This window comes from Arthrobacter sp. Soil736 (assembly GCF_001428005.1).
Lineage (GTDB): Bacteria > Actinomycetota > Actinomycetes > Actinomycetales > Micrococcaceae > Arthrobacter.
Window position 1 is genome coordinate 13,699 of record NZ_LMSB01000073.1, and the last position, 23,834, is coordinate 37,532.

The 23,834-nt window shown below is 64.2% G+C and carries 19 protein-coding genes and 3 pseudogenes; 13 read left to right on the top strand and 9 right to left on the bottom strand.

The genetic code is table 11. The features are described from left to right. Positions 1 to 54 precede the first annotated feature (54 nt). Entirely contained in the window at positions 55 to 981 is a 927-nt protein-coding gene (locus tag ASG92_RS25545) for an ABC transporter substrate-binding protein (protein ID WP_056635445.1), read from the bottom strand. Between the two features lie 406 nt (positions 982 to 1,387). Here ASG92_RS25545 and ASG92_RS25550 point away from each other — a divergent pair, with 406 nt between their 5' ends. The 7 genes and pseudogenes from ASG92_RS25550 (at position 1,388) to ASG92_RS25580 (ending at position 9,624) form a co-directional block, all read left to right on the top strand. Further along, positions 1,388 to 2,062, top strand: coding sequence for a haloacid dehalogenase type II (locus ASG92_RS25550; RefSeq protein ID WP_056635449.1), 675 nt, complete (start codon positions 1,388 to 1,390; stop codon positions 2,060 to 2,062). Between the two features lie 27 nt (positions 2,063 to 2,089). Continuing rightward, the gene (locus tag ASG92_RS25555; protein WP_056635451.1) at positions 2,090 to 3,367 is read left to right on the top strand and encodes an FAD-binding oxidoreductase; all 1,278 of its coding nucleotides are present in this window, start codon (positions 2,090 to 2,092) and stop codon (positions 3,365 to 3,367) included. Positions 3,368 to 3,510: 143 nt separating this feature from the next. Continuing rightward, complete coding sequence (locus tag ASG92_RS25560) at positions 3,511 to 4,935, top strand: aldehyde dehydrogenase family protein (protein WP_240987309.1); 1,425 nt, start codon at positions 3,511 to 3,513, stop codon at positions 4,933 to 4,935. Then, on the top strand, positions 4,932 to 6,029 hold the full coding sequence (locus tag ASG92_RS25565) for a tartrate dehydrogenase (RefSeq protein WP_056635460.1): 1,098 nt from the start codon (positions 4,932 to 4,934) through the stop codon (positions 6,027 to 6,029). Before ASG92_RS25560 ends, ASG92_RS25565 begins: the two co-directional genes overlap by 4 nt. Next, the gene (locus tag ASG92_RS25570) at positions 6,026 to 7,009 is read left to right on the top strand and encodes a D-2-hydroxyacid dehydrogenase (protein WP_056635462.1); all 984 of its coding nucleotides are present in this window, start codon (positions 6,026 to 6,028) and stop codon (positions 7,007 to 7,009) included. The genes ASG92_RS25565 and ASG92_RS25570 overlap by 4 nt, the downstream gene beginning before the upstream one ends. 96 nt (positions 7,010 to 7,105) lie before the next feature. Beyond that, positions 7,106 to 8,648 (top strand): annotated as a pseudogene (aspA, locus tag ASG92_RS25575) (aspartate ammonia-lyase). After that, on the top strand, positions 8,581 to 9,624 hold the full coding sequence (locus tag ASG92_RS25580) for an NAD(P)-dependent alcohol dehydrogenase (RefSeq protein WP_056635465.1): 1,044 nt from the start codon (positions 8,581 to 8,583) through the stop codon (positions 9,622 to 9,624). Before aspA ends, ASG92_RS25580 begins: the two are co-directional and overlap by 68 nt. An 80-nt stretch (positions 9,625 to 9,704) precedes the next feature. On the opposite strand, the gene ASG92_RS25585 is transcribed toward ASG92_RS25580, so the two are convergent. From ASG92_RS25585 to ASG92_RS25610, 6 genes are all read right to left on the bottom strand, one after another. Further along, positions 9,705 to 10,451 (bottom strand): YoaK family protein, encoded by a 747-nt coding sequence (locus tag ASG92_RS25585; RefSeq protein WP_056635466.1) that lies wholly within the window; start codon positions 10,449 to 10,451, stop codon positions 9,705 to 9,707. Between the two features lie 71 nt (positions 10,452 to 10,522). Further along, complete coding sequence (locus ASG92_RS25590; RefSeq protein WP_240987310.1) at positions 10,523 to 11,812, bottom strand: amidase family protein; 1,290 nt, start codon at positions 11,810 to 11,812, stop codon at positions 10,523 to 10,525. After that, entirely contained in the window at positions 11,809 to 12,879 is a 1,071-nt protein-coding gene (locus ASG92_RS25595) for an acetamidase/formamidase family protein (protein WP_056635759.1), read from the bottom strand. The genes ASG92_RS25590 and ASG92_RS25595 overlap by 4 nt, the downstream gene beginning before the upstream one ends. 94 nt (positions 12,880 to 12,973) lie before the next feature. Beyond that, entirely contained in the window at positions 12,974 to 13,627 is a 654-nt protein-coding gene (locus ASG92_RS25600) for an FCD domain-containing protein (RefSeq protein ID WP_056635468.1), read from the bottom strand. Between the two features lie 197 nt (positions 13,628 to 13,824). After that, a complete protein-coding gene (locus ASG92_RS25605) occupies positions 13,825 to 15,156 on the bottom strand; it encodes an MFS transporter (protein WP_082579745.1) in 1,332 nt (443 codons plus the stop codon). Positions 15,157 to 15,417: 261 nt separating this feature from the next. Continuing rightward, a complete protein-coding gene (locus ASG92_RS25610) occupies positions 15,418 to 16,428 on the bottom strand; it encodes a 1-aminocyclopropane-1-carboxylate deaminase (protein WP_056635470.1) in 1,011 nt (336 codons plus the stop codon). 148 nt (positions 16,429 to 16,576) lie between these two features. On the opposite strand from ASG92_RS25610, the gene ASG92_RS25615 reads away from it, so the two are divergent. The 6 genes and pseudogenes from ASG92_RS25615 to ASG92_RS25650 form a co-directional block, all read left to right on the top strand. Continuing rightward, positions 16,577 to 16,996, top strand: a complete 420-nt coding sequence (locus tag ASG92_RS25615) for a hypothetical protein (protein WP_056635471.1) — start codon at positions 16,577 to 16,579, stop codon at positions 16,994 to 16,996. Between the two features lie 122 nt (positions 16,997 to 17,118). Further along, a complete protein-coding gene (locus ASG92_RS25620) occupies positions 17,119 to 17,805 on the top strand; it encodes a DUF6308 family protein (RefSeq protein ID WP_056635473.1) in 687 nt (228 codons plus the stop codon). A gap of 212 nt (positions 17,806 to 18,017) precedes the next feature. Next, positions 18,018 to 18,937: pseudogene (locus tag ASG92_RS25630) on the top strand (integrase core domain-containing protein). Positions 18,938 to 18,980: 43 nt separating this feature from the next. Beyond that, positions 18,981 to 19,424, top strand: coding sequence for a helicase-related protein (locus tag ASG92_RS25635; RefSeq protein WP_056635476.1), 444 nt, complete (start codon positions 18,981 to 18,983; stop codon positions 19,422 to 19,424). Positions 19,425 to 20,510: 1,086 nt separating this feature from the next. Continuing rightward, on the top strand, positions 20,511 to 21,203 hold the full coding sequence (locus tag ASG92_RS25645; protein ID WP_056635478.1) for a metalloregulator ArsR/SmtB family transcription factor: 693 nt from the start codon (positions 20,511 to 20,513) through the stop codon (positions 21,201 to 21,203). After that, positions 21,173 to 21,472, top strand: a pseudogene (locus tag ASG92_RS25650) (integrase core domain-containing protein); the annotation flags it as partial. The gene ASG92_RS25645 and the pseudogene ASG92_RS25650, both read left to right, overlap by 31 nt. Positions 21,473 to 21,787: 315 nt before the next feature. On the opposite strand, the gene ASG92_RS29400 reads toward ASG92_RS25650, so the two are convergent. Next, the gene (locus ASG92_RS29400) at positions 21,788 to 21,958 is read right to left on the bottom strand and encodes a hypothetical protein (protein ID WP_240987311.1); all 171 of its coding nucleotides are present in this window, start codon (positions 21,956 to 21,958) and stop codon (positions 21,788 to 21,790) included. 235 nt (positions 21,959 to 22,193) lie between these two features. Then, positions 22,194 to 23,267 (bottom strand): amidohydrolase family protein, encoded by a 1,074-nt coding sequence (locus tag ASG92_RS25655; RefSeq protein WP_240987312.1) that lies wholly within the window; start codon positions 23,265 to 23,267, stop codon positions 22,194 to 22,196. Positions 23,268 to 23,834 lie beyond the last annotated feature (567 nt).

Sequence of the window (23,834 nt, forward strand, 5' to 3'; positions counted from 1 at the left end):
ACTCATTGTGGTTTCACTTCTTTCGATAATCACTGGCTGCATGGAAGAACCCCGCTAGTTGAGCTTGGCGTCGGTGATGGCCAGACCGTCCAGGCCCCAGTTGTCGAGGGACTTCTTGTATTCGGGGCTGTCAAGGACGGACTGAGTCGCTGCCTGCAGGGCCGGGGACAGCGGTGATCCCTTCTTCAGGCCAATGGCAACGGTGTGGTCCGAGCGGGTATCCACCTGCGGCGTCAGGACAGTGAAGGTGTTCGGCTGCTGCTGGTCTGCCCAGACCAGCGCCGGAGTGTCATAGAAGACGCCGTCGATGCGCTTGGAGGCCAGCTGCGTGAGGGCCTCCTGGACGTTGGGAAGGGTGACGCCGTTGATGGCAGGCTTGCCCTTGGAGGTGCAGGTCCACTCGGAGATGTTCGGCAGATGCTTCAACTGGGCGTTGGAGCCCTTGGTGACCGCGATGTTCTTACCGCACATATCGTCATTGCTGATCTTCAGCGGATTGCCGGCCGCCACGGCCACCGAGACGCCGGTATTGAGATAGTCGACCATGTCCAGGACCTTCAGCCGTTCGGCGGTGGGTGACATGGTGGTGGCAGTGAAGTCGTACCGGCCGCCGTCGATGCCGGGAATGATCGTGTCGAACGCGGTGTTTTCGAACTTCAGCTTCAGTCCAAGCTTCTTCGCCACGAGGCGGGCAATGTCCGGGTTCAGGCCAATCGGGGTGACGTTGTCATCGGCCAGGAAGGTGGTCGGCGGATAGTGAAGGTCCATAGCCACGGTGAGTTCGCCCTTGTCCTTGAAGGACTGCGGGAGCAGCTTCACTGCAGCCTCGTCGGGCTGGACGCCCTCCGAGATGTCAGCCGTATTCGATGTCTTGGAGCCGCCCGCGGCCGGGTCGCTGTTGGCAGTGCCGCCGCAAGCGCTCAACGCCAATAGAACTGCCAAGCCTGCAGCTGCGGTCTGGACTTTGTTTCTGGTCTTCATGGTGCTTCCCTTCGAATGGTTTCGGCTGAATTGGATCCGCCAAAACGAGTGCATATTTTTGCCGGACCGCCCGGTCGGCAACCCCCGTGCTTCGAGGCCGGGGCCGGCACTTGCGTGCTGTGATTCATGCGGGGTGTGATCCGGATCTCGCTCCGCATCTAAGCCAATGCAACCCCCTTCAAACAAGATTGTCAACAATTGACGAAAAGAAAAATGGTGGGTTAACGGCTCCCGAAGGGGAGGCCCGAACTGTTGACAATTTACAATTTCCGGTTCTACAGTCGATGTATCGGGCAGCAGAGTCCCCTGCCACGGGGAAGAATCCAGCTCGCTCTGTACATGCCCTGGAACCACACTGAGGCTCGGCATCCCGGCCTTCGACACAACTTCAAGAAACGGACGAATCATGGCAGAAACGAACTTCCGGCCGAAGTACATCTCCTTCGATTGCTATGGCACCCTCATCAACTTCGACATTGATCCCACCACTCGCCGCCTGCTTGATGGCCGCATCTCTGAAGAGCAGTGGCCAGCCTTCAAGAAGCAGTTCCGCGGGTACCGGTTCGACGAGGTCTGCGGCGACTACAAGCCTTACGAGCAGATCCTTCAGGATTCCTTTGACCGCGTGTGCAAGCGGTGGGGCATTGGGCCGACCGAAGGTGCCGGCGCACAGTTCGCTGAGGCTGTCCGCGGCTGGGTTGCCCACGAGGACGTGCCGGCTCCGCTGAAGACGATGGGCGATAACTACCAGCTGGTGATTCTGTCCAACGCAGACGACAGCTTCCTGGACATCAGCGTTCCGAAGCTCGGTGCAGACTTCCACGCCGTCTACACCGCTGAGCAGGCCCAGGCCTACAAGCCGCGCTACCAGGCGTTTGAGTACATGCTGGACACCCTGAACGCCAAGCCGGAGGACTTCCTGCACGTCTCCTCGCACACACGGTACGACATGATGCCGATGCACGACATGGGCTTCCGGAACCTCCTGATGCTGGACCGTGGCTATGACCCCATTACCGAGGGCTACGACTACACCACTGTCAGCTCCCTGGACGAGCTCAACAAGCTCCTCGGTCTCTAAACCGGCTTCGAGGCGAAAGGTCAAACCGTGAAACTCATTCCTTACTGGCTGGACACTGCCGAGCCTTCCGGCGATTACCGGCAGACTCCGGTACCTGAGAATGTCGATGTGGCAATCATCGGCGCCGGATTTACGGGGTTGTCCGCGGCCCTGGAATTTGCCAAGCAAGGCGCGAGCGTTGCCGTTTTCGAACGCCACACGGTGGGGTGGGGCGCGTCCGGCCGCAATGGGGGAATGGCGACTACCGGGTTGGCCATCAGCTTCAGCACCGCGGTCAAGCGGTACGGGGGACCCCGTGCAGTGGAGATGTTCCGCGAATACAACGACGCCATCGACACCATCGAGAAGCTCGTGCATGACAATGGCATCGACTGCGATTACAACCGCTTTGGAAAGCTTTCGCTGGCCTTCCACAAGTCCCACTACGAGGGATTCCTGAAGTCGCAGGAGAAGCTGGCCACCCTGGCCGATCACCATGTCACCGTCATCCCGAAGTCCGAGATCCACAGCGAAATCGGCACAGACTTCTACCAGGGTGCGATGGTTGACCCGCTCGGGGCCGGTCTGCATGTGGGCAAGTTCGTGCATGGCCTGGCCGGGGCGGCTGCTGCCGCCGGAGCGGATATCTGCGAGAACGCGGCAGTGACCGAGCTGAAAAAGGTCTCCGGCACCGTGCACGACGTGCACACCACCCGCGGCATCACCCGGGCCAAGCAGGTCCTAGTCGCCACCAGCGGCTACACCGGCAAGATCACCCCGTGGCTGCAGCGCAGGGTCATTCCGGTGGGCAGCTTCATCATTGTCACCGACCCGCTGCCCGAAGACGTGGTCAACCGGATCCTGCCGAACAGGCGCCAGGCCTCGGACAGCAAGATGCTGACCTACTACTTCCGGATTACCCCGGACAACAGGCTGCTCTTCGGCGGCCGGGCCCGGTTCGCCCTGTCCAGCCCGGACTCGGACGTCAAGAGCGCCGAGATCCTGCGCAAGGCCATGCTCGAACTCTTCCCCTACCTCTCCAACGCCAAGGTCGACTACATCTGGGGCGGACTGGTGGACCTGTCGATGGACCAGATGGTGCACGCCGGCGTCCACGACGGACTCTTCTACTCCCTGTGCTACAGCGGCCACGGTGTCCAGATGGCGGCGCACATGGGCAAGAGGATGGCCCACTACATGGCCGGCGACAAGAGTGCCAATGTTTGGGAAGACCTGAAGAACCCGCCCGTCCCGGGCCACTTCGGCCCGCCCTGGTTCCTGCCCTTCATCGGCGCAGCCGCAAAAATCATCGACCGGATCAAATAGGTAAATTAAGGGTTCCCATGATCGCATCAACAACCGTGGCTGAAGCACGCCCAAAATCAGCCGAAGAAACCGCCTACAGGCGCACAAAATTTGCGAATCTCCCAGGAGGAGCGTTCTTCGAGGGCCAGTGGCAAACCGCCGACATGACCCTTGAAGTAAGGGACCCTGAAGACGGTGTCCTGCTGGGGCGCGTATGCACCTCCACGGCGGAGGACGTCCGGAGGGCGATCGCGCACATCCACCGCCACCTGCAGCTTGAGGAGTGGCCGTTGCGTGCCCGCCGTCAGGCGCTGGAAAAGGCAGCCCAGCTGCTGGCAGAACAGGCTGACAGGTTCGCCAACATCATTGCTTCGGAGAGCAGCAAAACCATCACCGAAGCCGAGCGCGAGGTCCGCCGCTGCATGGAGACCTTCAGGCTCTCTGCCGCAGCGTCCGGCGAGCTCACGGGAGAGACGCTGGGCTTTGAGGACAGCATGGCCGGTGGCAACAAGATCGGCTGGTACAGCCGCAAGCCGGTGGGGATCGTTGCCGCCATCACCCCGTTCAACGACCCGCTGAACCTCGTGGCTCACAAGCTGGGCCCGGCACTCATCGGAGGCAACGGCGTCGTACTTAAGCCATCGGCCCGCACCCCGCTGACCGGGCTGGCCCTTGTCCAGCTGCTGCTCGAAGCGGGCGTCCCGTCCGGACGCATCGCGGCGATCGTGAGCGGCCCGGGCGTTGCCGAAGCGCTCGTCACCGATGACCAGGTCGACCTGATTTCCTTCACCGGCGGTCCCCAGACGGCGGAACGCATCGCGGCTGCCGCCGGTGCCAAGAAGATCCTCTCCGAGCTCGGCGGCAACAACGCCACGATCGTCTGCGCCGACGCCGATGCGATCCCGGCAGCCAATGCCATCGTGGCTGGAGCCTTTGGCGTGGCCGGGCAGAACTGCCTCTCGGTTCAGCGCGTCTACGTGCACATCTCGCTGTTCGAGGAGGTACTCGAGCACGTAACGCGCGGCACAAAGGCCCTCGGGACCGGGCCGAAGCTCGACCGGAACACCGACGTCGGCCCTCTCATTTCCGAGGCCGAGGCCCGGCGGGTCGAGGAATGGGTGAACGAGGCCAAAGCCGCCGGTGCGCGCGTCCACGCCGGCGGGAAGCGGCGCAGCTCCTACTATGAGCCGACGGTCCTGACCGATGTGCCCGCGGAATGCAGAGTGATCCGTGACGAAGTGTTCGGACCCGTCGTCAGCATCATGCCCTTTATCAGTGTCGCGGACGCTATCCACGCCGCCAACAGCTCCGACTACGGCCTTCAGGCCGGTGTCTTCACACAATCCATCGACCAGGCGCTGGCCATCGCGGAGAAGCTGCACGTGGGCGCCGTGGTGATCAACGAGACCAGCGACGTCCGAATCGATTCCATGCCCTTTGGCGGATTCAAGAAGTCCGGAGTAGGGCGGGAAGGCGTCAGGTATGCCGTCCACGAGATGACAGAGCCTAAAAGCACCATCGTCAACCTTGGAGGATCCGGTGCCCGCTGGCAACAGCTGCCGGGCGTGCCAGAGCGGAAAATGTCATGACCACGCACAAAATCGCTGTTATCCCCGGCGACGGCATCGGGAACGAAGTAGTCCCCGCCGCTGTCGACTGCCTCGAGCGGATCGCGGAACTCCACTCCCTGGACCTGGAGTTCACGTATTTCGACTGGGGATCCGAATACTATGCCCGGCACGGACGGATGATGGCAGCTGACGGGCTGGAGCAGCTGGCCAAACACCACGCCATTTTCCTGGGCGCGGTGGGCTCCCCGGAGGTCCCCGATGCAGAGTCGCTGTGGGGGCTGCTGATCCCCATCCGCCGTGAGTTCCAGCAGTACATCAACCTTCGTCCGGTCAAAACGCTCGACGGCGTCGCGTCACCGCTCGCGGCTAAGAACCCCATCGATCTCCTCATCGTCCGGGAAAACAACGAAGGCGAATATTCGGAGGTCGGCGGCCGGATGTACCGTGGCCTGCCCGAGGAAAGCGCCATGCAGACCACCGTCATTACCCGTCTGGGCGTCCTGCGGGCAGCGCACTATGCGGCACGACTGGCTGCGACGAGGCGCGGACAGCTCACCTCGGCCACCAAGAGCAACGGCATCGTGCACACCATGCCGTTCTGGGACGAGGTCGTTGCCGAAACGGTCCGCGAGTACCCGGATGTCACCCTCACCAGCGAGCTGGTGGATGCACTCGCCGCGCACCTTGTCCTGAAGCCCTGGACCTTTGACGTCATTGTTGCCTCCAACCTGTTCGGCGACATCCTGTCGGACCTTGGCAGCTCTGTTACGGGCTCTATCGGCCTGGCGCCCAGCGCAAACCTGAACCCGGAGGGCGACTTCCCGTCCCTCTTCGAGCCGGTTCACGGCTCGGCCCCGGACATTGCCGGCAAGGGCCTGGCTAACCCGGTGGGGCAGATCTGGTCGGGGGCCATGATGCTTGAGCATCTCGGCCACCCTGAGGCGGCCGCCCACCTTCAGGCCGCGTTCGAGTCGGCCCTGCGCGACGGCTTCGGCACCCGCGACGTGGGCGGGACCTCTTCGACGTCGGAATTCACCGCCGCGGTACTGTCCGCGATCGATGCACTCGCCGCGAACCAGGCGGTCGCCGTCGCCGCAACGCCGGCCTCATGACCGTGGCCCGGGAACGCAAACGGCCGGTCGCCGCAGTCCTTTACCGGGAGGCGCTCCCGGCGCGTCTGGCAGAGATCGAGGAGCTTGCCGAGGTCCGGCTAACCAAGGCTGATGGTCTGGCCAAGGCGCTGGACGGCGCGGACGTGCTGTACCAGTGGCATTCGTTCTCGCCGGCGCTGCGGGAGAACTGGGATGCTGCATCGTCCCTTCAATGGGTCCATGTCTCTGCGGCGGGAGTCAGCCAGCTGCTTTTCGATGAACTGATCTGCAGCAATATCGTCTACACCAACTCCCGCGGGGTCCTCAGCCGTGCCATCGCAGAGTTTGCGCTCGGCTTCGTCCTGGACACGGCCAAGGACGCGCAAGGTTCGTTCAGGCTGCAGCAGCAACAGCGCTGGCAGCACCGCGTTACCCGCAAGATCCAGGGCCAACGCGTTTTGGTGGTTGGTACCGGGTCGATCGGCCGCGAAATTTCCCGCTTGTTCCGGGCGGTGGGCATGGACGTCAGCGGAGCTGGAAGGAATGCCCGCCCGACGGATTCGGACTTCGACCGGATCCACTCCTCCCGGGATCTGGCCGCAGTGGTCCAAGACTATGACTACCTCGTGCTCGCAGCGCCGCTGACCAACGAGACCCGCGGATTGGTGGATGCCGAAGTCCTCGGCGCCATGAAGCAGACCGCTTGCCTGATCAACGTGGGGCGGGGGGAACTCGTTTATACGGGCGCCCTGACGGAAGCATTGGCGTCGCGCTCCATAGCTGCCGCCGCCCTTGATGTTGTGCACCCGGAACCGCTGCCCGAAGGGCACGCTCTGTGGGGCATGGAGAATGTCATCATCACACCCCATATGAGCGGTGACACCGAAGACTACCTCGACGATCTTGGCAAACTGTTCGTCGACAATCTGAGGCGGTTCTGCAACGGCGAACCCTTGCAGAACGTCGTGGACAAGGAACTTGGCTTCGTCTCTGCTTCCTGAACCCTCCCTAACCAACCAACCCATCGATTGCTCCGTATGTGCCGTTTCGAGCGCCCACAAGGGCACTTACGGAGCAATCGACACAAGGATTGAGACATGACCGAGAAATCGTCCCTTTTGGAAACCACAGGAAGCAGGACAGAGACCGACTTTATGGGCGTCCGGGAGATCCCAGCCACCGCATACTGGGGGATCCAAACCCTGCGTGCAGTGGAGAACTTCCCGATTACCGGCACGGCGATCTCCGCGTACCCGATGCTCGTCAAAGCGCTGGCCCAGGTCAAGCATGCAGCGCTGCTGGCAAACTTCGATCTCGGCCTGATTGATCAGGTGAAAAAGGACGCAATCGCGCGCGCCTGCCAGGACATAGAACAGGGCCGGCTGCTGGAGCAGTTCGTCGTGGATGTGATCCAAGGCGGGGCCGGTACCTCGACGAACATGAATGCCAACGAGGTCATTGCCAACCGTGCACTGGAGCATCTGGGACTCGACAAAGGTGAGTATTCCACCATTCATCCGAATGGGGACGTGAACCTGGGCCAGTCAACCAACGATGTACCCCACGGCGATCAAGATCGCCACGATCCAGGGCGCCCTTGTGCTGCTGGCAGCCATGGCACATCTTCGCAGAGCGCTGGCGCGGAAGGCTGTGGAGTTCGACGACGTGGTGAAAGTTGGCAGGACGCAACTGCAGGATGCGGTGCCCATGACCCTTGGTCAGGAGTTCAGCACCTATGCGGTGATGGTTGACGAGGACGAACGCCGGATTCGCGAAGCCCTGGTTCACCTGCACGAGATCAACCTCGGTGCGACCGCCATCGGCACCGGCATCAACACCCATCCACGATATGCCGCCGAGGCCTGCACTCACTTACAGCGCATCACCGGGCTGCCGCTGGTCACGGCAGGCAACCTCGTGGAAGCGACCCAGGACTGCGGTGCCTTCGTGCTGTTCTCCGGGACCCTGAAACGCGTGGCCGTGAAGCTGTCGAAAATCTGTAACGACCTGCGGCTGCTCTCCTCCGGACCCAGGGCGGGCTTCGCCGAAATCAACCTTCCCCCACGCCAGGCAGGATCGAGCATCATGCCCGGGAAAGTGAACCCGGTCATTCCGGAGGTGGTGAACCAGGTCGCCTTTGAGGTTATCGGCAACGACCTGACCATCACCATGGCGGCCGAGGCCGGGCAGCTGCAGCTGAACGCCTTTGAACCGATCATCGCGCGCTCCCTGTTCGCCAGCCTGACCCACCTCACGGCAGCATGCACCACGCTGGCGGACCACTGCATCGACGGGATCACCGCCAACAAGGAATACCTGCGTTCCCAGGTCGAAGCGAGCATCGGTGTCGTCACCATCCTCAACCCGCTCATCGGCTACGACGCGGCAACCTCCATCGCCCGCCAGGCACTCTCCACTGGCCGTAGCGTCACCTCCCTTGTCCTCGAACGCGGACTACTCACGGCCGATGAACTCGACGAAATCCTCCGCCCCGAACACCTGGCCAACCCGCACGCCCACACCCCGGACTTTGTCGCCCCTCTAGACCGGGTCCATGTAGAAACGGAGCCATATGCCCACCCTTGCCAAAGCCTATGTCGCTGTCTCGGCGATGTCGCCCCTGCAGCCCGGCACCATTGAACGCCGCGAACCCGGTGAGTTTGAGGTGCAGATCGCCATCAAATTCATAGGGATCTGTCACTCCGATATCCACACAGCGCGAGGCGAGTGGGCTAGCGTCAATTACCCCGTGGTCGTTGGGCATGAAATTGTCGGCGTCGTGGAGGCCGTTGGAACCAAGGTGACGCGTCATGCAGTGGGGGACCGTGTGGGAGTGGGCTGCTTTGTGGATTCCTGCCGTGAATGCGACAACTGCCGTGCCGGCGAGGAACAGTATTGTTTGTCCGGGGCGACCAGCACCTACAACTCTATGGGCCGGGACGGCCTGCCGACTGCGGGTGGCTACAGCACCAGCATCGTCGTGGACGAGAAGTATGTACTGCGGATTCCTGACGGCATTTCGCTTGAGGTCGCCGCCCCTTTGTTGTGCGCGGGCATCACCATGTACTCGCCCCTGCGGAACTGGAACGCCGGACCCGGGAAGCGCGTAGCCATTATTGGTATGGGAGGGCTCGGCCACATGGGCGTCAAGATCGCGGCTGCCTTGGGCGCGGAGGTCACAGTACTCAGCCAGTCGCTCAAGAAGCAGGAGGACGCGCTCCGGCTTGGGGCGGAGCATTACTATGCCACGTCCGCCCCCTCCACCTTCGAGATTCTGAGGGGTCATTTTGATCTGATCATCAACACGGTCTCGGCTGATACCGACGTCGACGAGTACCTTTCGCTGCTTGCTTTGGACGGCTCCATGGTTCTCGTGGGGCTGCCATCGAAACCGCTGACGCAACGCGCCTGGTCACTGGTCAGCTTCCGACGCAGCCTCTCCGGATCCAAGATGGGCGGGATACGGCAGACCCAGGAGATGCTCAACTTCTGTGCCGCCCACGGGCTCGGGGCCGAGGTGGAGGTCATTCCGGCCAGCAAAATCAACGACGCCTATGAACGCGTCCTGGCCAGTGACGTGCGGTACCGCTTTGTCATTGACGCGGCAACGTTCTGAGCCGGGTCAACCGCGCGGCCCCGCGAACATCAGGACTGCAGTCCGACAGGGCCATCTGCGTATGCGCTCGACGTCGGCCGCTAGCGCGCCGCCGTCCCGGAAAGCGAGGCTGCGGGCGCCTTGGCTTCCGGCGCCTTCGCGTCCGGCCTCCGGTTGCTTGTGGCAGCTCCCAGGCCGGCTACGGCCACGCTAAGGATCGCGGACAGCAGGACTCCAAACCCGACATGAACGTTCAGGAGAGCGGCGCCCGCTGCCGCACCGGCCAGGATCAGGATGACCGCCCCGAACCGCCGGCCCCAGTGCTGCCCGGTTCCCCCGCCCAGCCTCGAATCCGCGGCGAGGCCTGTGAGCGTCGAGGTCACCACGACGGTGGTGACATCCTTGACGCTGAGGTGCCGGGCGGTGGCGGCCTGCATTCCCATGGCCGCCGCCATCGCGCCGGTGACGACGACGGTCACCGGATCGCCTTCCCGCGGTGCGTGGGCGAACAGGACGGCGGCGATCCCACCGAGGATGAGGCCCACGGCGGCAAGGAGAACGGTGGTCCTGCGGCTCCAGGCGGCAGCCTCGGGCTTGAGCGTCCGGCCGGCAATGACCGCGCCGGTCATGAACGCCGCGAGGGCGACGGCGGGGCCGAGCACGGGCAGCCCGTCGGCGCCGACCAGCGCCATGCCAAGGATGACGACGTTCCCGGTCATGTTGCCCGTGAACACGCGGTCCAGTCCGAGATAGCCGACGGCGTCAATCACCCCGGTGGAAAACGTCAGGACCAGCATCAGGACCAGATGCAGGCGGGCGGGATCAGAGTGTTTCAGGCGGGCAAACATAGGGAGTCTTTCGCTGGTTGGAATTTGGACGGGATCCGAGCGGCCGCGGGAATGGTGGCGGCCGGGAGGCGTCATGGGACGGCGAGCGTGCCGGCAAGGCGGATGAGCGCGGCGTCGCTGCCGGCCGGGCCGATGAGGCTGACGCCGCACGGCAGCCCGTCCCCGGTGGACAGCGGGACATTGACTGCCGGGAGGCCGGCGATGCCCGCGATGCAGGTCAGCTGCATGGTGGAGCGGCGGACGGCCTCGATGCTCTCGCCTCCGACGGCGGCCGCGTCGATGGGAAGGGCCACCGACGACGCGCTGGGAAGCACCAGCACGCCGCTGCCGACCACGGAGCGGATGTACCCCCTCGCGGCGGAGAGCAGTTCACGGGCAGCACCGCATTCGCCCGGCCTGATCTCTGACGCCGTCCGGAACCGCGCGGCGACGTCCGCTCCCAGGGAGTCCCAGTGCCGGCTGATCCACCACCCGTAGCAGTCCCACGCCTCGTAGCCCTGGACTGTCTGGAAGGCGGAGAGCCATCCGGGCAGCCCCGCCATCCGGAAACCGGTCCGCTCCAGCGGCGGGATTCCGGTGCCTGCGGCCCAGTCATGGAGGAATTTGTCGACAGCGGCGCGGACGTCCGGTTCGGCAAGCGCCAGCAGCTCCGGCGCGAAACGCGCCTCCTGCAGAATCCCGTCGTGCAGAGTCGCGTCCGGTGGATTCACGTCCGGCGGCGGCGCCTCCGGGCGGCTGGCCGGCAGCAGGACGTTCCCGACGGCGGCCAGCGTCCCGGCGTCGCGGGTCATCCAGCCCACGGTGTCGAAGGAGGGTGCCAGCGGCAGGAGCCCGCGGACGGAGACGGCGCCGTGGGTGGTGCGGATTCCGTACAGTCCCTGGTAGGCCGCGGGGACGCGGATGGAGCCACCCGTGTCCGTGCCCAGCCCGATGTCGGCCCGGCCAAGGGAAACCGCGCTGGCAGAACCGGAGGACGACCCGCCGCTGATCCTGTCCGGGGCCTTCGGATTGGGCGGAGTGCCGTAGTGCGTGTTGGTGCCGGCCAGGCTGTAGGCGAATTCGTCGGTGCGGGCGATCCCGGCGACCACGGCACCGGCGGCCAACAGCGCGGCCGGTGCGGCCGCCGTCGTCGTTTCCGGACGCGCCTCCGCCAGCCATTCCTCGCTGCCGGCGCCGGTGGCGAATCCTTCGAGGGCGAACAGGTCCTTGACGGCCACCCGCATTCCCTGCAGCGGCCCGGTTCCGGTCGCCGCCACGAGCGGATCGCCGAAAGTCCGCCAGACCCGGCCGTCCACGGCCGGTGCCGGGGTGGCCGGCGGGGTGTCCGTGCCTGATGCCGTCATCGCGTGCCGTCCCGTCATGGCAGGAAGTCCTCCACCCGGATGCGGGCGTGCACGCCTTTGACGACGTCGACCACTTGGGAGATGTTGAAATCCGTGGCGGCGCTAAGGTAGGCGTAAGCGAGGCTGGGATCCATGCCGTAGCGGGCCTGGAGCAGCGCGACGGCGGCGCGGACGCAGTTCTGCACCGCGGTGTCGAGGTCCTCGTCCATGCCGGTGGGCACCAGGAATTCCGGCGTCCGGGCCACCGGGCCGGACAGTTCGCCGAAGCTGCGCACGGCCTCGTCCTGGGGAACGACGTCGAAGCGCAGCCGCACCCGCAGGGACGCCTCCATGGCGGTGAGCGAGACTTCGCCGTCGCCCTGCGCAAAGTGGGGGTCTCCCACGTAGGCGAGGGCGTCGGGGACCTGCACCGGGAGGTACAGGGAGTTCCCGGCGGTCAGGAGGTTGATGTCGATGTTTCCGCCATGGCGTCCGGGCGGCACCGAATGCGGCCGCTTCGTGCCGTCGACCGCGACGCCCATGATGCCCAGGAAGGGCTTCAGCGGGAAATGCACCGACGGTTCCTCCCCGGGCCGCAGCGGCAGCCAGCCGGAGGGCGTTCCGTCCGATGTGTCGCGGACGGTGGCGAAGGCGCTGTAGGTGTCCGGGCCGAGCGGGAATTCGCCGGTCAGGGATCCCCTCCCGTGGCGGCTGGAGATGACGCCGTAGGGCACACGCGGGGTGGTTTCCAGCACCGTGATCTTCAGCAGGTCGCCGGGACGGGCCCCTTTGATGGCGACCGGGCCGGTCACCACGTGCGGGCCGAGTCCTCGCTGAAGCCGCTGGATGTCCGAGGCGGCGAGCGAGACGGCGTCGTCCAGCACCATGGAGACGTCCACGCCGTGGCCGCCGAAGAACGCGAGCGGGTCGCGGCCCTGGTCCTCGAGGATGCCTTCGTGGCTGATGGTGTCGATGGTGACTTCGGCTCCGGGATCCACCGTGAGCACGGGGCGGTCGCCGGCGCAGGGGAGGGCTCCCCAGAGCACGTTGTCCGTGGTGGCGGGAAGGTAGGCGGTTCCGTCGGGGACGCCGGCCCAGGACTGCAGGGCTGTGGCCGGCGCGGGTGCCGGTGCCGTGGACGGCAGGATGAGCGAGGTGGTCAAGATTCTCTCCCGTGGGTAGGGCAGCGTGGTTCCGTTGCTACGGCTGCTGCTGGATGAGGAGGGCGACGTCGGCCAGATGGTCGCGCATGGCGATGCCGGCGGCGGTGGCGTCCCTGGCCTGGACGGCTTCGAGGATGTGCCGGTGCCCCTCGATGGAGCAGCGGCGGCCCTCAACTGTGGAGTGCGAGCGGAGGCGGACGTCCGAGGTCCAGGAGTTGGCCAGCGTGAGGACGGTGGTCATGAGCTGGTTCCGGGCGGCCTGCGCCAGGATCGTGTGGAACTGCACGTCCATGCGCAGCGCTTCCTCGGGGGAGAGGTGCTCATTGGACGCGGCCAGCACATCCTGAAGCTGGATCAGGTCCGCGGCGCTGCACCGCAGGGCGGCCAGTTCGGCCACCAGCGGTTCCATCGCGCCGCGGAGTTCAGCCACGTCCTGCTGCGCGCGGTCAACGCTGGCGAGCCGCTCGTAGAGCTCGTTGACCGACGCCGGTGGTGCCGCCACAGAGGTGCCCCGCCCCTGGGTGCGCTCCAGGAGGTGCTTGGACTCGAGGTCCTGAAGCGCCGCCCTGACGGTTGCGCGGGAGACGGACAGCTGCGCCGCCAGTTCGCGCTCCGTGGGGAGCTTGTCTCCGGGCTTGAGGCCGCGGGAGGCAATTTCTCGTTCCAGGTAGGCGGCAACTTCCGCGCTCATCGACGCCGTCTTGCGGAGAGCGGGCTTTCCAAGCGCCGGCTGACTGAGTGCGGGCTGACCAAGTGCGGGGCGGGGACCCTGTGGGGCGATCATCATGGCCTTTCTGTGTGGGCAGGATGTGTGCGGTCTCGGTGATGGTGCGTGCCGCCGTCGGGCTTTGCCGCCGGCGGTACCGGTGCCGGTTGACCCGGCCGGCGCTAGCTGGCCGGCATGAGGGCGGGCTTCGTGAAGCAGAATGCCACGGCGCCGACGAGCAGCAGCACGGCCGAGAGGTAGAAGCCGGCCTCGAGGGCGCCCGTCGCATCTGCCAGGGCTCCGGTGATGTAGGGCGCGAATATTGAGGACAGCATACCGGCGAAGTTGAAGTAGCCGTAGGCGCGGGAGTACATGGAGCGCGGGGTGTTTTCGGCGAGGAACGCGATGAGGATCGGATCCAGGGCCAGCTTGCCCACCAGGCCGTAGACCACCAGCCCCACGATCATGAGCGAGTAGTCCCCGGTCATGGGCACCAGGATCTGGCACAGGCCGCCGAGCACCGCCAGGGCCACGATCAGCGGGCGGGTGTTGCGGAGGCGCCGGGCCAGCATGCTCAGCAGGATGGCGCCCGGAATGGAGGCCCAGGGCACCAGCGAGGCGATGATGCCGGTCTGGGAGGGTGCCACATCGCGGACCTGCTGGAGGTAGGTGGGCAGCCAGGTGAGCATGGAGAAGAAGCCGTAAAGCGAGCAGAAGATCAGCACGTAGGTGAGGATGTGGTTGCGCGTGAAGAGGGCCTTGTTCGACTCCCCCGCGTCAGCGGCGCCCTCGGCAGGGTCAACCGCGGCGGCGCTCGCGGCCTGGGCCTTGTGCTCGGCGTCGATGGGCGACAGGTAGTAGTGGATGAGGTAGGCCACCAGCAGCGTGGCGGCGCCGAAGACGACGAACGAGATGTGCCATTCCAGTCCCAGCGTGAACGTGAGGTAGCTCGAGCCGATGAAGCCCAGCGAGATGCCCACGGCCATGCCGCTGTTGATCAGCGCGGCCGAGACACCGCGCCACTTGGCCGAAATGTAGCTGGAGGAAATGCCGTAGACGGGGCTGTAGAAGGTTCCCTCGCCCAGGCCGGTGAAGGCACGCATCAGCAGGAAGATCATGAAGCCCGGGGCGAACCCGCTCAGGATGGTGCCGATGCCGAAGACCACGTAGCCGGCGACGACGACGCGTACCCGGCCGACGCGGTCGGCGAGGTAGCCGGTGGGGATCTGCATCAGCGCGTAGGTGATGAAGAAGACGGTGGACATGAGGCCGAGCTGGCCCTTGTTCAGCCCCCACTGGTCCTGGATGACGCTCATCACCGGGGACAGGATGTTGCGGTCCGCGTACATGAACACCCAGCCCAGGGAGAACAGGGCGGTGACGGCTATGGGCCCGGGCCGCTTGCCGGTGACGGGCAGGAAACGGCGGGACGACGGCGATGCTTGGGTCTCGGTGGTGGTGAGCGCCGGGGGTGTGGCAGCAGAGGGTGGCTTTTGTTCCGTGGTGACGTTCATGGAGGGGCTCCTGAAGGCGGTGGAAGATTGGTTCATTGGTCGAACCAATTCCCAAGCTAGACCACGAATTTGGCCAAAAACCCCGTGGTTAGAGTCTTTTCATGGCCCTGAAACAGGGTTTTACATGCCGTTCATGTGCCTGTTTCAGGGCCGAATCAAAGGGGCCAAAACCGGACCAATTGTCCTGGTTGACCTTGTCGAAAACCGCCGGGCCGCTGGCCTGTCGGGGCAACCATAGTTGCGCAGGCTGACCAGTGAGATCTACTGCCGGAACAGAGCCGAATAGGCGTTCAGCGCCGGCTGCCCGCCGAGGTGTGCAAAGAGCACCGTCGAATCCCGGGGAATCTCGCCGCTCGACACGAGATCGATGAGGCCCGCCATTGACTTGCCTTCGTATACGGGATCGATGATCACGCCCTCGAGACGGCCGGTGAGCCTGATTGCCTCTAGGGTCGACTCGACCGGGATGCCGTAAAACTCCCCTGCCCATTCCGGACGCACCGTGATCTCGTCGTCGCGCAGGTGGCGCCCCAGTTGGATGAGGGCGGCCGTGTTGCGTGCGATGCGCGCCACCTGGTCGCGCGTCTCCTCGATTTTCGCGGATGCGTCGATGCCGATGACCCGGCGCGGACGATCCTGCCCGGCGAAACCTACGATCATGCCGGCCTGCGTGGATCCGGTGACGCTGCAGACCACGATTGTGTCGAAAAAGATCCCGAGCTCCCTCTCCTGCTGCTCGACCTCCGAGGCCCAGTTGGCGAAGCCGAGCCCGCCGAGGCGATGGTCTGATGCGCCGGCGGGAATCGCGTATGGCACACCGCCCGCGTTCCTGACGTCATCGAGGGCACGCTGCCAGCTCGACTTGAACCCGATCCCGAAGCCGGCCGGATCGATGCGCACCTCGGCACCCATGATGCGCGACAGCATGATGTTGCCGACGCGGTCGTTGAGGGAATCCGGCCAATTGACCCAGTTCTCCTGGACGAGGACGCACTTCATGCCGATCTTCGCGGCGACAGCTGCGACTTGTCGCGTGTGGTTGGACTGGTAGCCACCGATCGAGACGAGCGTGTCCGCACCCTGCGCGATCGCATCCGGCACGAGGTACTCGAGTTTTCTGGTCTTGTTGCCGCCGTACGCCAGGCCGCTGTTGACGTCCTCGCGCTTGGCCCAGATCTTCGCACCGCCGAGGTGCTCGGAGAGCCGTGCGAGCGGGTGGACGGGACTCGGACCGAAGAGCAGCGGGTAGCGCGGGAAATCGGATATAGCCATGACTGGTTCCTTTTCGCGAGAGAGCGGCACCCAACGAAACACGGGACTATATGCAATATAGTCCCGGAGCTTTATTCGGGAGGAGAATTGATTCCATTGGATCAGGTCCCCGGCTCTCTTAGGCCGGGCCTTGGGCGGGAGGGATGACATGGATGATTTCATCGCATATCTCGATACGTCAGAGGTCCGCCCCGGCAAGCTTGACGAGCTCAAGGCAGCCATGGCGGAGTTGGCCGCGTTCGTCGAGCTAAATGAGCCTCGGATCATCTCCTACCGCGTCTATTTCTCAGCGGATGGCTCCACGATGAGCGTTCTGCACATCCACCCGGATCTGGCCTCATTGGAGTTCCACATGAAGGTTGCGGGACCCAAGTTCCCGCCCATGGCACCCTTCGTCATGATGCGGACGATCGAAATATTTGGCCGCCCCAGCGAGGAACTCGTGGCGCGGCTTCAAGCCAAGGCAAACCTCCTGGGCAGTGGAGCGGTCATTGTTCGTGACTTTCACGCCGGTTTCGCCCGCCTTCCACGCGAATGGAGCATTGGGGCAGGCGCGGCTGCCAAATAGCAACAGACAGGAAGCTGCAAGAAGGCGTCCCGGCTGCCGGCAGTATTCATTACTGCCTGCTCGCCGGGACGCCTTTCCACTTTGGGTGGCAAACACTTTGCTACTCAACAAAGGGACGGGGAATGTCGATGACGACACCAGACGAAGGTTGGAAGATTACCTCCGCGTTGGCAGCAATTACGGATGAAGCGGCTCTCAACTATCTGAAACAGTATTTTGGAATAGACGAATGGGCGGGGCGGGAATACACAGGTGCGCACTTCGACAGCTTTGTGGGGCCTGGACCCGACAGATTAACGGCGGAAGACATCATCGCAGTAGCATGCTTGTCGATTCATGTCCCTGCCCGCGCGGCACTCGAAATCCTCGGTAATGAGTCGGGAGAGATATCCCGCCTTCTAGACCTGATCCCTAATTCAGCCCTTGAGGACGTTCCATTCGAAGCGCACGATAAGTGGTTCGGCGAAGGATCTCCGTCCCTCTTATTCTGGCGACTCCTCCGCGCCCACTATAACGTGGGTGCGACAACCGCCAGCAAGATCATGGCGCGCAAACGGCTCGCGCTCATTCCGGTCTACGACTCCGTTATTGGGCGGCTAACAGGCTTTCCAACCGCGAACGGGACGTGGCGCGCGTGGCATCAAGCGTTCTCCACCGATGTTGAATTCACTGACCGGTTGCGGTCACTTCGCGAAGCGGCTGGCCTCGAACATGTCACACTTCTGCGGATCCTCGATGTTGTGCTGTGGATGCACGGTGCTCGCGGTGTTGAGGGGCCGGAAGGCGTAGATGACTCCGAAGGGGCCTGAAGAGTGACGGTGGGAGCGGCCCAAGCCGCCTTTCGTATCGCTGCCGCGCGTGACGGAATCCATTTCGAGGCGGCGAAGGTTCCCTGGATTAATCAGCCCGGTCACTTTGGACTCCCGCAGGAAGCTGCGGAAATTGGTTGGGTCCCCAGGTAGAAGTCCAGTGTTTGTGTGTTTCGTGTCCGAGAATGGACACAGGAGGAAATTCACGAATCATGGCACGCAGACACACCCCCGAGCAGGTCATCGCCAAGGTCCGGCAGGGCCAGAAAATGCTGAATGACGGGCGCCCGATGGTCGAGGTGATTAAGTAGCTTCAGGTTACCGAGGCGACCTGGTACCGGTGGCTGAATCAGTATGGGTCCGAGAGGAACGCCGAGGCGTCCAAACGGACCAAGGAGTTGGAGAAGGAGAACGCCCGGCTCAAGCGGCTGCTGGCGGAGAAGGAACTGGCCATCGACATCCTCAACGAGGTGGCTAAGGGAAATTCTGAGCCCCGAACCCCGCCGCCGTGCCGTGCGCATGGCAGTGGAGAAGTTAGGGGCGTCCGAACGTTTCGCGTGCGCGCTGCTGGGTCAGAACCGGTCCGCGTTCCGCAAGAAGAAACCCGACATGGGGTTCGAGGAAGCCCGGCTCCGAGCAGCCCTGCGCTCCATCGCCGGGAGGCACCCCGCCTGGGGCTGGCGGAAGGCCCGCTGGCACCTGCTGGCCCAGCCGGAGTGGGACGGCGTCGCGCTGAACAGGAAGCGGATCCGCCGGCTCTGGCGCGACGAAGGACTGACCTGCAGACCCAAGGCGCGGAAGAAACGCCGCACCGGGCCCGGCGCCGGGGAACAGAAGCGCCTCACCGCCGAGTACCCGATGCATGTGGTCAGCTTTGACCTCCAGTCCGATGTGACCTCCTGCGGACGGCACATCCGCTTGGCAGAAGGGCTTCATCGAATCCTTCAATGCCCAGTTCAGAAGGGAACAACTGTCCGGAGAAATCATGGACACCATGGCCGAAGCCAAATATTTGGCCGACGAATGGAAAGCTATCTACAATCATGAACGGCCCCATGGATCCCTGGACGGCATGACGCCAAACCGCTACTGGGAAACCTGGACGCAAGAAAACAAACTAGCTATCGCATAAACGCTGGACTGCTAACGGGGGCCAACCGTTAGAGCTGCACCGGATGTCTTACACGTACGATGGCGCCGCGGACCCGAGCGAGCCGGGCGGGATGTCCGCCATCTACAAGGACTTGATCGCCAATGAGGAATGCGTGCAGCAAATTTTCGACGACGTCATGGCGGCCTACGAACAGAACTCGCGAATCCTTTTACTGACGATCTGGAAAGCCCATCTTGAATCCTTCAGGTCCCGGTTCGAGGCGGCTGGTCTGAAGCCGGTGGTCTTCACCGGCGAGATGAAGGCGAAGGAACGACAGGCTGCCATCGATCGTCTTTCCGACTCCGATGACGCCCAGCCGTTGCTGGTGCTGGGAACCGGCTCCTACATTGCGGAGGGCTTTGACTGTCCGAAGCTGGACACCTTATTCCTTGCGGCACGTTTCCGAGCCGTTAGTGCTATTCGCAGGCGTGTTTTCGAGCGCACGGATAAAGCTGTGGCCAAATAACCTTGGGCTGCTCCGGTAAAGCAATCGGTGCGGCCGCCGTCGTCTCTCTCAACTCCGTGAAGCGGCTGTGGCCGCGCAAGTGGATGATCTTGCACGTGGGCCGGCAAAACCCATAAGGAAAACGGCGGCCGCGCTGCCAGATGCAGGAGTGCGGCCACCGCTCTAGGTTTTTCAAAATTGGTCAGGCAGGGTGTGTTGAGTCATTACTGTCAACACTTTCGGCGTCGGACTGGCTCGTAGAATTGGCTCGAATTGCCTATGTTTTCGGGAGTTCCCAGAGTCGGCCAGGGCTTGGGCAACATGACCTGATTCGCCCGGTGCATGACAGAGCGCCTGGCTGGATTAAGGGATTCAGTCTGTCGTGTGAGTGTCAGTCGTGTGTAATCGCGGGGCTTCGCATTCCGCTGTAGGCKGCCACGACCCCTACCAGGAAAATGAGGACGGCGAGGTAGATCAGGCCGAGGTGCCCAAGCGTGGCCAGACCCCATGGGTAGTGCGCGGGGAGGGCCACGGCGAGTCCGACGACCGGGNGCCACGACCCCTACCAGGAAAATGAGGACGGCGAGGTAGATCAGGCCGAGGTGCCCAAGCGTGGCCAGACCCCATGGGTAGTGCGCGGGGAGGGCCACGGCGAGTCCGACGACCGGGACGATAACGGCTGTGGCGAAGGCCCACCGTTCTCCGCGGCGCACCCCATACCAGGACAGGCCTGCGACGGCCAGCCCGGTCGCAGCAATGAAGCCGCTGACCGCGATGTGCAGATGGCTGATGTAGTGATACAGCTGCGGGCTGAAGGCCTCGATCTCCGCCTTCCCCTTGTCCACTTGCTCGGGGCCGATGCCCAGCTCGAGGAAGGCGTCCGTGAAGTTGAGTACCAAGAAGATTACGGCGTACCCCACGAAGGCCAGCCCGGCCAGCGTCATGAGAGCGGCTCCTGTCCGGAGGCGGGACTGTTGCCCTTGGGGAGTTTGGATGGTGGACACGGCCACCACACGGCCACCACCCCCTTTCTTATTCAAGTAGGTACTTGAATAAGAATCCCCTGACGGTAGGCTTGTCAAGAGAACTCTTGAATAGGAGGCGCGAGTGGGCGACCAGCAGGAAAAGGATGCGCTCTTCGACGCCCTCGTAGAAGCTGCCAAGGCGTTGGGGAACGGCAGGAGGGCGCAGCTGATCGATATCCTTGGGCAGGGCGAGCGGTCGGTTGACGAGCTGGCCGCAGAGATCCACCAGAGTATGGCCAACACATCCCAGCACCTGCAGCGCTTGCTGCGAGCCGGCCTCGCCTGCTCCCGACGCTCGGGGACGCGGATCTACTACTCCCTTGCCAGCCCGGCAGTGGAGCGGCTATGGCGAGCACTTCGGGAGACAGCCGAAGCGCACTCGGGGGAGCTGGGCGATCTCGTCCGTGCCTACGTCGGCGATCGCGCCGACCTGAGCATGATCACGCGCGACGAACTGCTGCTGCGGCTGCGGCAGGGCGACGTCGTTGTGCTGGACGTGCGGCCGCAGCCAGAGTACGAAGCCGGACATATCCCGGGTGCGCTTTCCGTGCCCTTCTCGGACGTTAAGTCTCGACTGCGCGAGGTTCCCCAGGGGAGCGAAATCGTCGCCTACTGCCGCGGACCATACTGCCTATATGCGGACGAGACCGTGCGGCTGCTCACAGACGAAGGGTGCCTCGCCACAAGGCTTGAGGAGGGCTTCCCCGAGTGGAAGGCGGCAGGGCTCCCGATAGAACAGTCGGCCATGGCCCGGAATTCACCGCCACGGCCCTGATCGAGTGGTGCAACACCGCCGGCGTGGACACTGCGTTCATCGACCCGGGATCACCCTGGCAGAACGGCTTCATCGAATCCTTCAATGCCCAGTTCAGAAGGGAACAACTCTCCGGAGAAATCATGGACACCATGGCCGAAGCCAAATATTTGGCCGACGAATGGAAAGCTATCTACAATCATGAACGGCCCCACGGATCCCTGGACGGCATGACGCCAAACCGCTACTGGGAAACGTGGACGCAAGAAACAAAACTAGCTATCGCATAAACGCTGGACTGCTAACGGGGCCCAGCCATTAGACCTTCCGGCTACAAACACTTGAGTTGTACCCGCCTAGCGTCCCTCTCGGTTTTGAGAAAGGTCAGTACGAGAGTCTTTGCCGACAGTGGGCGCCCCGTGCGGACAAGTACCGGGCCGCGAAGGACGCGGCTGGCTTCGGGCCAGGTGGCAGGCAGCGCGCCTAGTACGATGCATCGCGCGACCTAGCAACTCCCGCAATGGGCCACCCACCCGTCATCCGCATTCCGATTCTTGACGACAACGGTGAGGCAGCTTATTCACGGCATCGCGAAATGCTCCTGTCTAAGCTTTCACGCTAGGTCCGGGCTTCAGGCCGCGCTCTTCCATGAGGTTGCGCAGTCGCGTCGGGTGGTCGGTGATGATGCCGCCGAGGTTGGGGCTGGCGCCGGGCTTGCCCACCTCGAGCCAGGCGTCGCCGCTGGAGAGGGCCACGAGGGACAGCTGTGGGGCCATCGAGAACGCTGCCAGCCAGGAGGCGCGACAAAAAACAGCGCGCTGACCACGTCGTACTTCCCATGCTCGCACCTGCAACTCGGCTACCTTTCTCTTCACGGTATGGATGGCCAGGTGGAAGACACTGCACGTGGTGCGCGCGACTGAGCGATTGGTTCTGCTAGGCGCAGTCGAAGCTGGTGGGGGCGCCGGACCCCGGGGACGCCGCTGCGCACGGGATCCGACCCGCTACGGCTCAGAGCCCGTTGCGCACCAGCGCTCCCTGGGCCACCACGGCGCTGACTTTCTCCAGGGCGGAAGCGCTTGCCAGGGGATCGGCGTCCACGACGATCGCGTCGGCGAAGGAGCCGCGCACCAGTCGGCCCGCAGTTTCGTTCCAGCCGAGCAGGCGGGCGGCGTGGACCGTCGCGGACCGCAAGGCCTCCAGCGGGGAGAGCCCGGCCTCGGCGAGGAGACGCGCTTCCGTGCCGATCGGCGTCACGTCGGTCCCGAAGGAATCGGTGCCAGCCACGATCGTCACGCCTGCCTCCTGCGCGGCACGCACCGCAGCCTGGAGAATCGGCGTGTACTCCTTGCCGCGCGCGGCGAGGATGGGGTTGGCGGACGCTGCCATGCTGGTGATGGCATCCATGGTGGGCGTGAAGTAGGTCCCGCGCCGGGCCATCTCCGAGATTGTCTGCTCGCTGACGAAGACGCCGTGCTCGATGCTGCGCACCCCGGCCCGGACGGCGCCGTCGATTCCCTCGGCGCTGTAGGTGTGGCACAGGACGCCCGCGCCCTTGGCCGCCTTGACCACGGCGGAAAGCTGCTCGTGGTTATAGACCAGTTCGCGGGGATCCTGCTCCGGCAGCCCGGCGCGGGGATTGGCGCGGGTCTTGATGACCTCGGCGCCGCGCTTGATGTTGACCCGGGTCAGGTAGGCGAGGTCCGTCGTTTCCTTGACGCCCCCGGAGAGCGTGGCCAGCGGCGCGAGATCGGGGTCCGCGAGGAGGGAGTCGCCGAGCTCCGGAGAGATAAACAGTCCTGCAGGCACCATGCGCGGCGAGAGGCCGGGGGCCCAGTTGGGGAGCGCCGCAAGCGCGACGTCCTGGTAGAAACTGCTCGATCCGCTCCTGACGCTTGTCGCGCCGCTCTGCAGGATGGCGCGGGCATCGGCCAACGCATTCGCGTGGACATGCTCGTCGATGAGTCCGGGGAGCACCCACCGGCCCGAGGCGTTGAGGACGCGTGCACGGCCTGCGACGGCGGCGACGGCCTTGCGCGTGGCGTCCCGGCTTCCGACGGCGGCGACCCTGCCGCCGTCGAGCACAGTACGCCGTCTTCGACGGCGTCACCGGTCTTGGGATCTACGATGGTGCCGCCCTCGATGATCAGGGGCGGGTGTGCGATGGGGCTGCCCGGGTAGTCGGGCCCGGAGGGGCGCTCTGCGGCATGTGCGGCAGGGGCCCCGCCGAGCTGGGCTGCGATGCTCGCCACGGAGATTCCGGCGAGGGCGGCGGCACCCGCCAGGATGCCGCGGCGCGGGACATCGGCTGGCAGCAGCGGGGCTGAGGTGTGGTCGTGAAGGCACATCGTTGTCTCCTTGGGGAAGGCCGCCCTGGGGCGTCGGCGGGTTCCCCTTAAAGTTACTTGGTATTCCAAACAGAGACCACTACTTCTGCGGGGATTCTGGAACTCGGGCATGATTTGTCTGGAATCCCGGGCATTTTTGATCATATTGGCCGGCGCTGTGAAGGCTAGGGTCGTGACGGATGCGACGTTTGGTATTCCAAAGTGCCTCATCGCGCTCTTTGCCGGATGGCGGCACCGCGCAGTTCAATGCCATGGCTAACCCGTCCGAGTTGCCTCAAGCCGAGGGGAGACGGCGCGCAGCGTT

What these genes read in the sequence shown, in the direction of transcription:
- ASG92_RS25545 (WP_056635445.1), bottom strand. Translation starts at nt 981, where the DNA reads ATGAAGACCAGAAACAAAGTCCAGACCGCAGCTGCAGGCTTGGCAGTT.
- ASG92_RS25550 (WP_056635449.1), top strand. Translation starts at nt 1,388, where the DNA reads ATGGCAGAAACGAACTTCCGGCCGAAGTACATCTCCTTCGATTGCTAT.
- ASG92_RS25560 (WP_240987309.1), top strand. Translation starts at nt 3,511, where the DNA reads ATGACCCTTGAAGTAAGGGACCCTGAAGACGGTGTCCTGCTGGGGCGC.
- ASG92_RS25565 (WP_056635460.1), top strand. Translation starts at nt 4,932, where the DNA reads ATGACCACGCACAAAATCGCTGTTATCCCCGGCGACGGCATCGGGAAC.
- ASG92_RS25570 (WP_056635462.1), top strand. Translation starts at nt 6,026, where the DNA reads ATGACCGTGGCCCGGGAACGCAAACGGCCGGTCGCCGCAGTCCTTTAC.
- ASG92_RS25580 (WP_056635465.1), top strand. Translation starts at nt 8,581, where the DNA reads ATGCCCACCCTTGCCAAAGCCTATGTCGCTGTCTCGGCGATGTCGCCC.
- ASG92_RS25585 (WP_056635466.1), bottom strand. Translation starts at nt 10,451, where the DNA reads ATGTTTGCCCGCCTGAAACACTCTGATCCCGCCCGCCTGCATCTGGTC.
- ASG92_RS25590 (WP_240987310.1), bottom strand. Translation starts at nt 11,812, where the DNA reads ATGACGGGACGGCACGCGATGACGGCATCAGGCACGGACACCCCGCCG.
- ASG92_RS25600 (WP_056635468.1), bottom strand. Translation starts at nt 13,627, where the DNA reads ATGAGCGCGGAAGTTGCCGCCTACCTGGAACGAGAAATTGCCTCCCGC.
- ASG92_RS25605 (WP_082579745.1), bottom strand. Translation starts at nt 15,156, where the DNA reads ATGAACGTCACCACGGAACAAAAGCCACCCTCTGCTGCCACACCCCCG.
- ASG92_RS25610 (WP_056635470.1), bottom strand. Translation starts at nt 16,428, where the DNA reads ATGGCTATATCCGATTTCCCGCGCTACCCGCTGCTCTTCGGTCCGAGT.
- ASG92_RS25615 (WP_056635471.1), top strand. Translation starts at nt 16,577, where the DNA reads ATGGATGATTTCATCGCATATCTCGATACGTCAGAGGTCCGCCCCGGC.
- ASG92_RS25620 (WP_056635473.1), top strand. Translation starts at nt 17,119, where the DNA reads ATGTCGATGACGACACCAGACGAAGGTTGGAAGATTACCTCCGCGTTG.
- ASG92_RS25635 (WP_056635476.1), top strand. Translation starts at nt 18,981, where the DNA reads ATGTCTTACACGTACGATGGCGCCGCGGACCCGAGCGAGCCGGGCGGG.
- ASG92_RS29400 (WP_240987311.1), bottom strand. Translation starts at nt 21,958, where the DNA reads ATGGCCCCACAGCTGTCCCTCGTGGCCCTCTCCAGCGGCGACGCCTGG.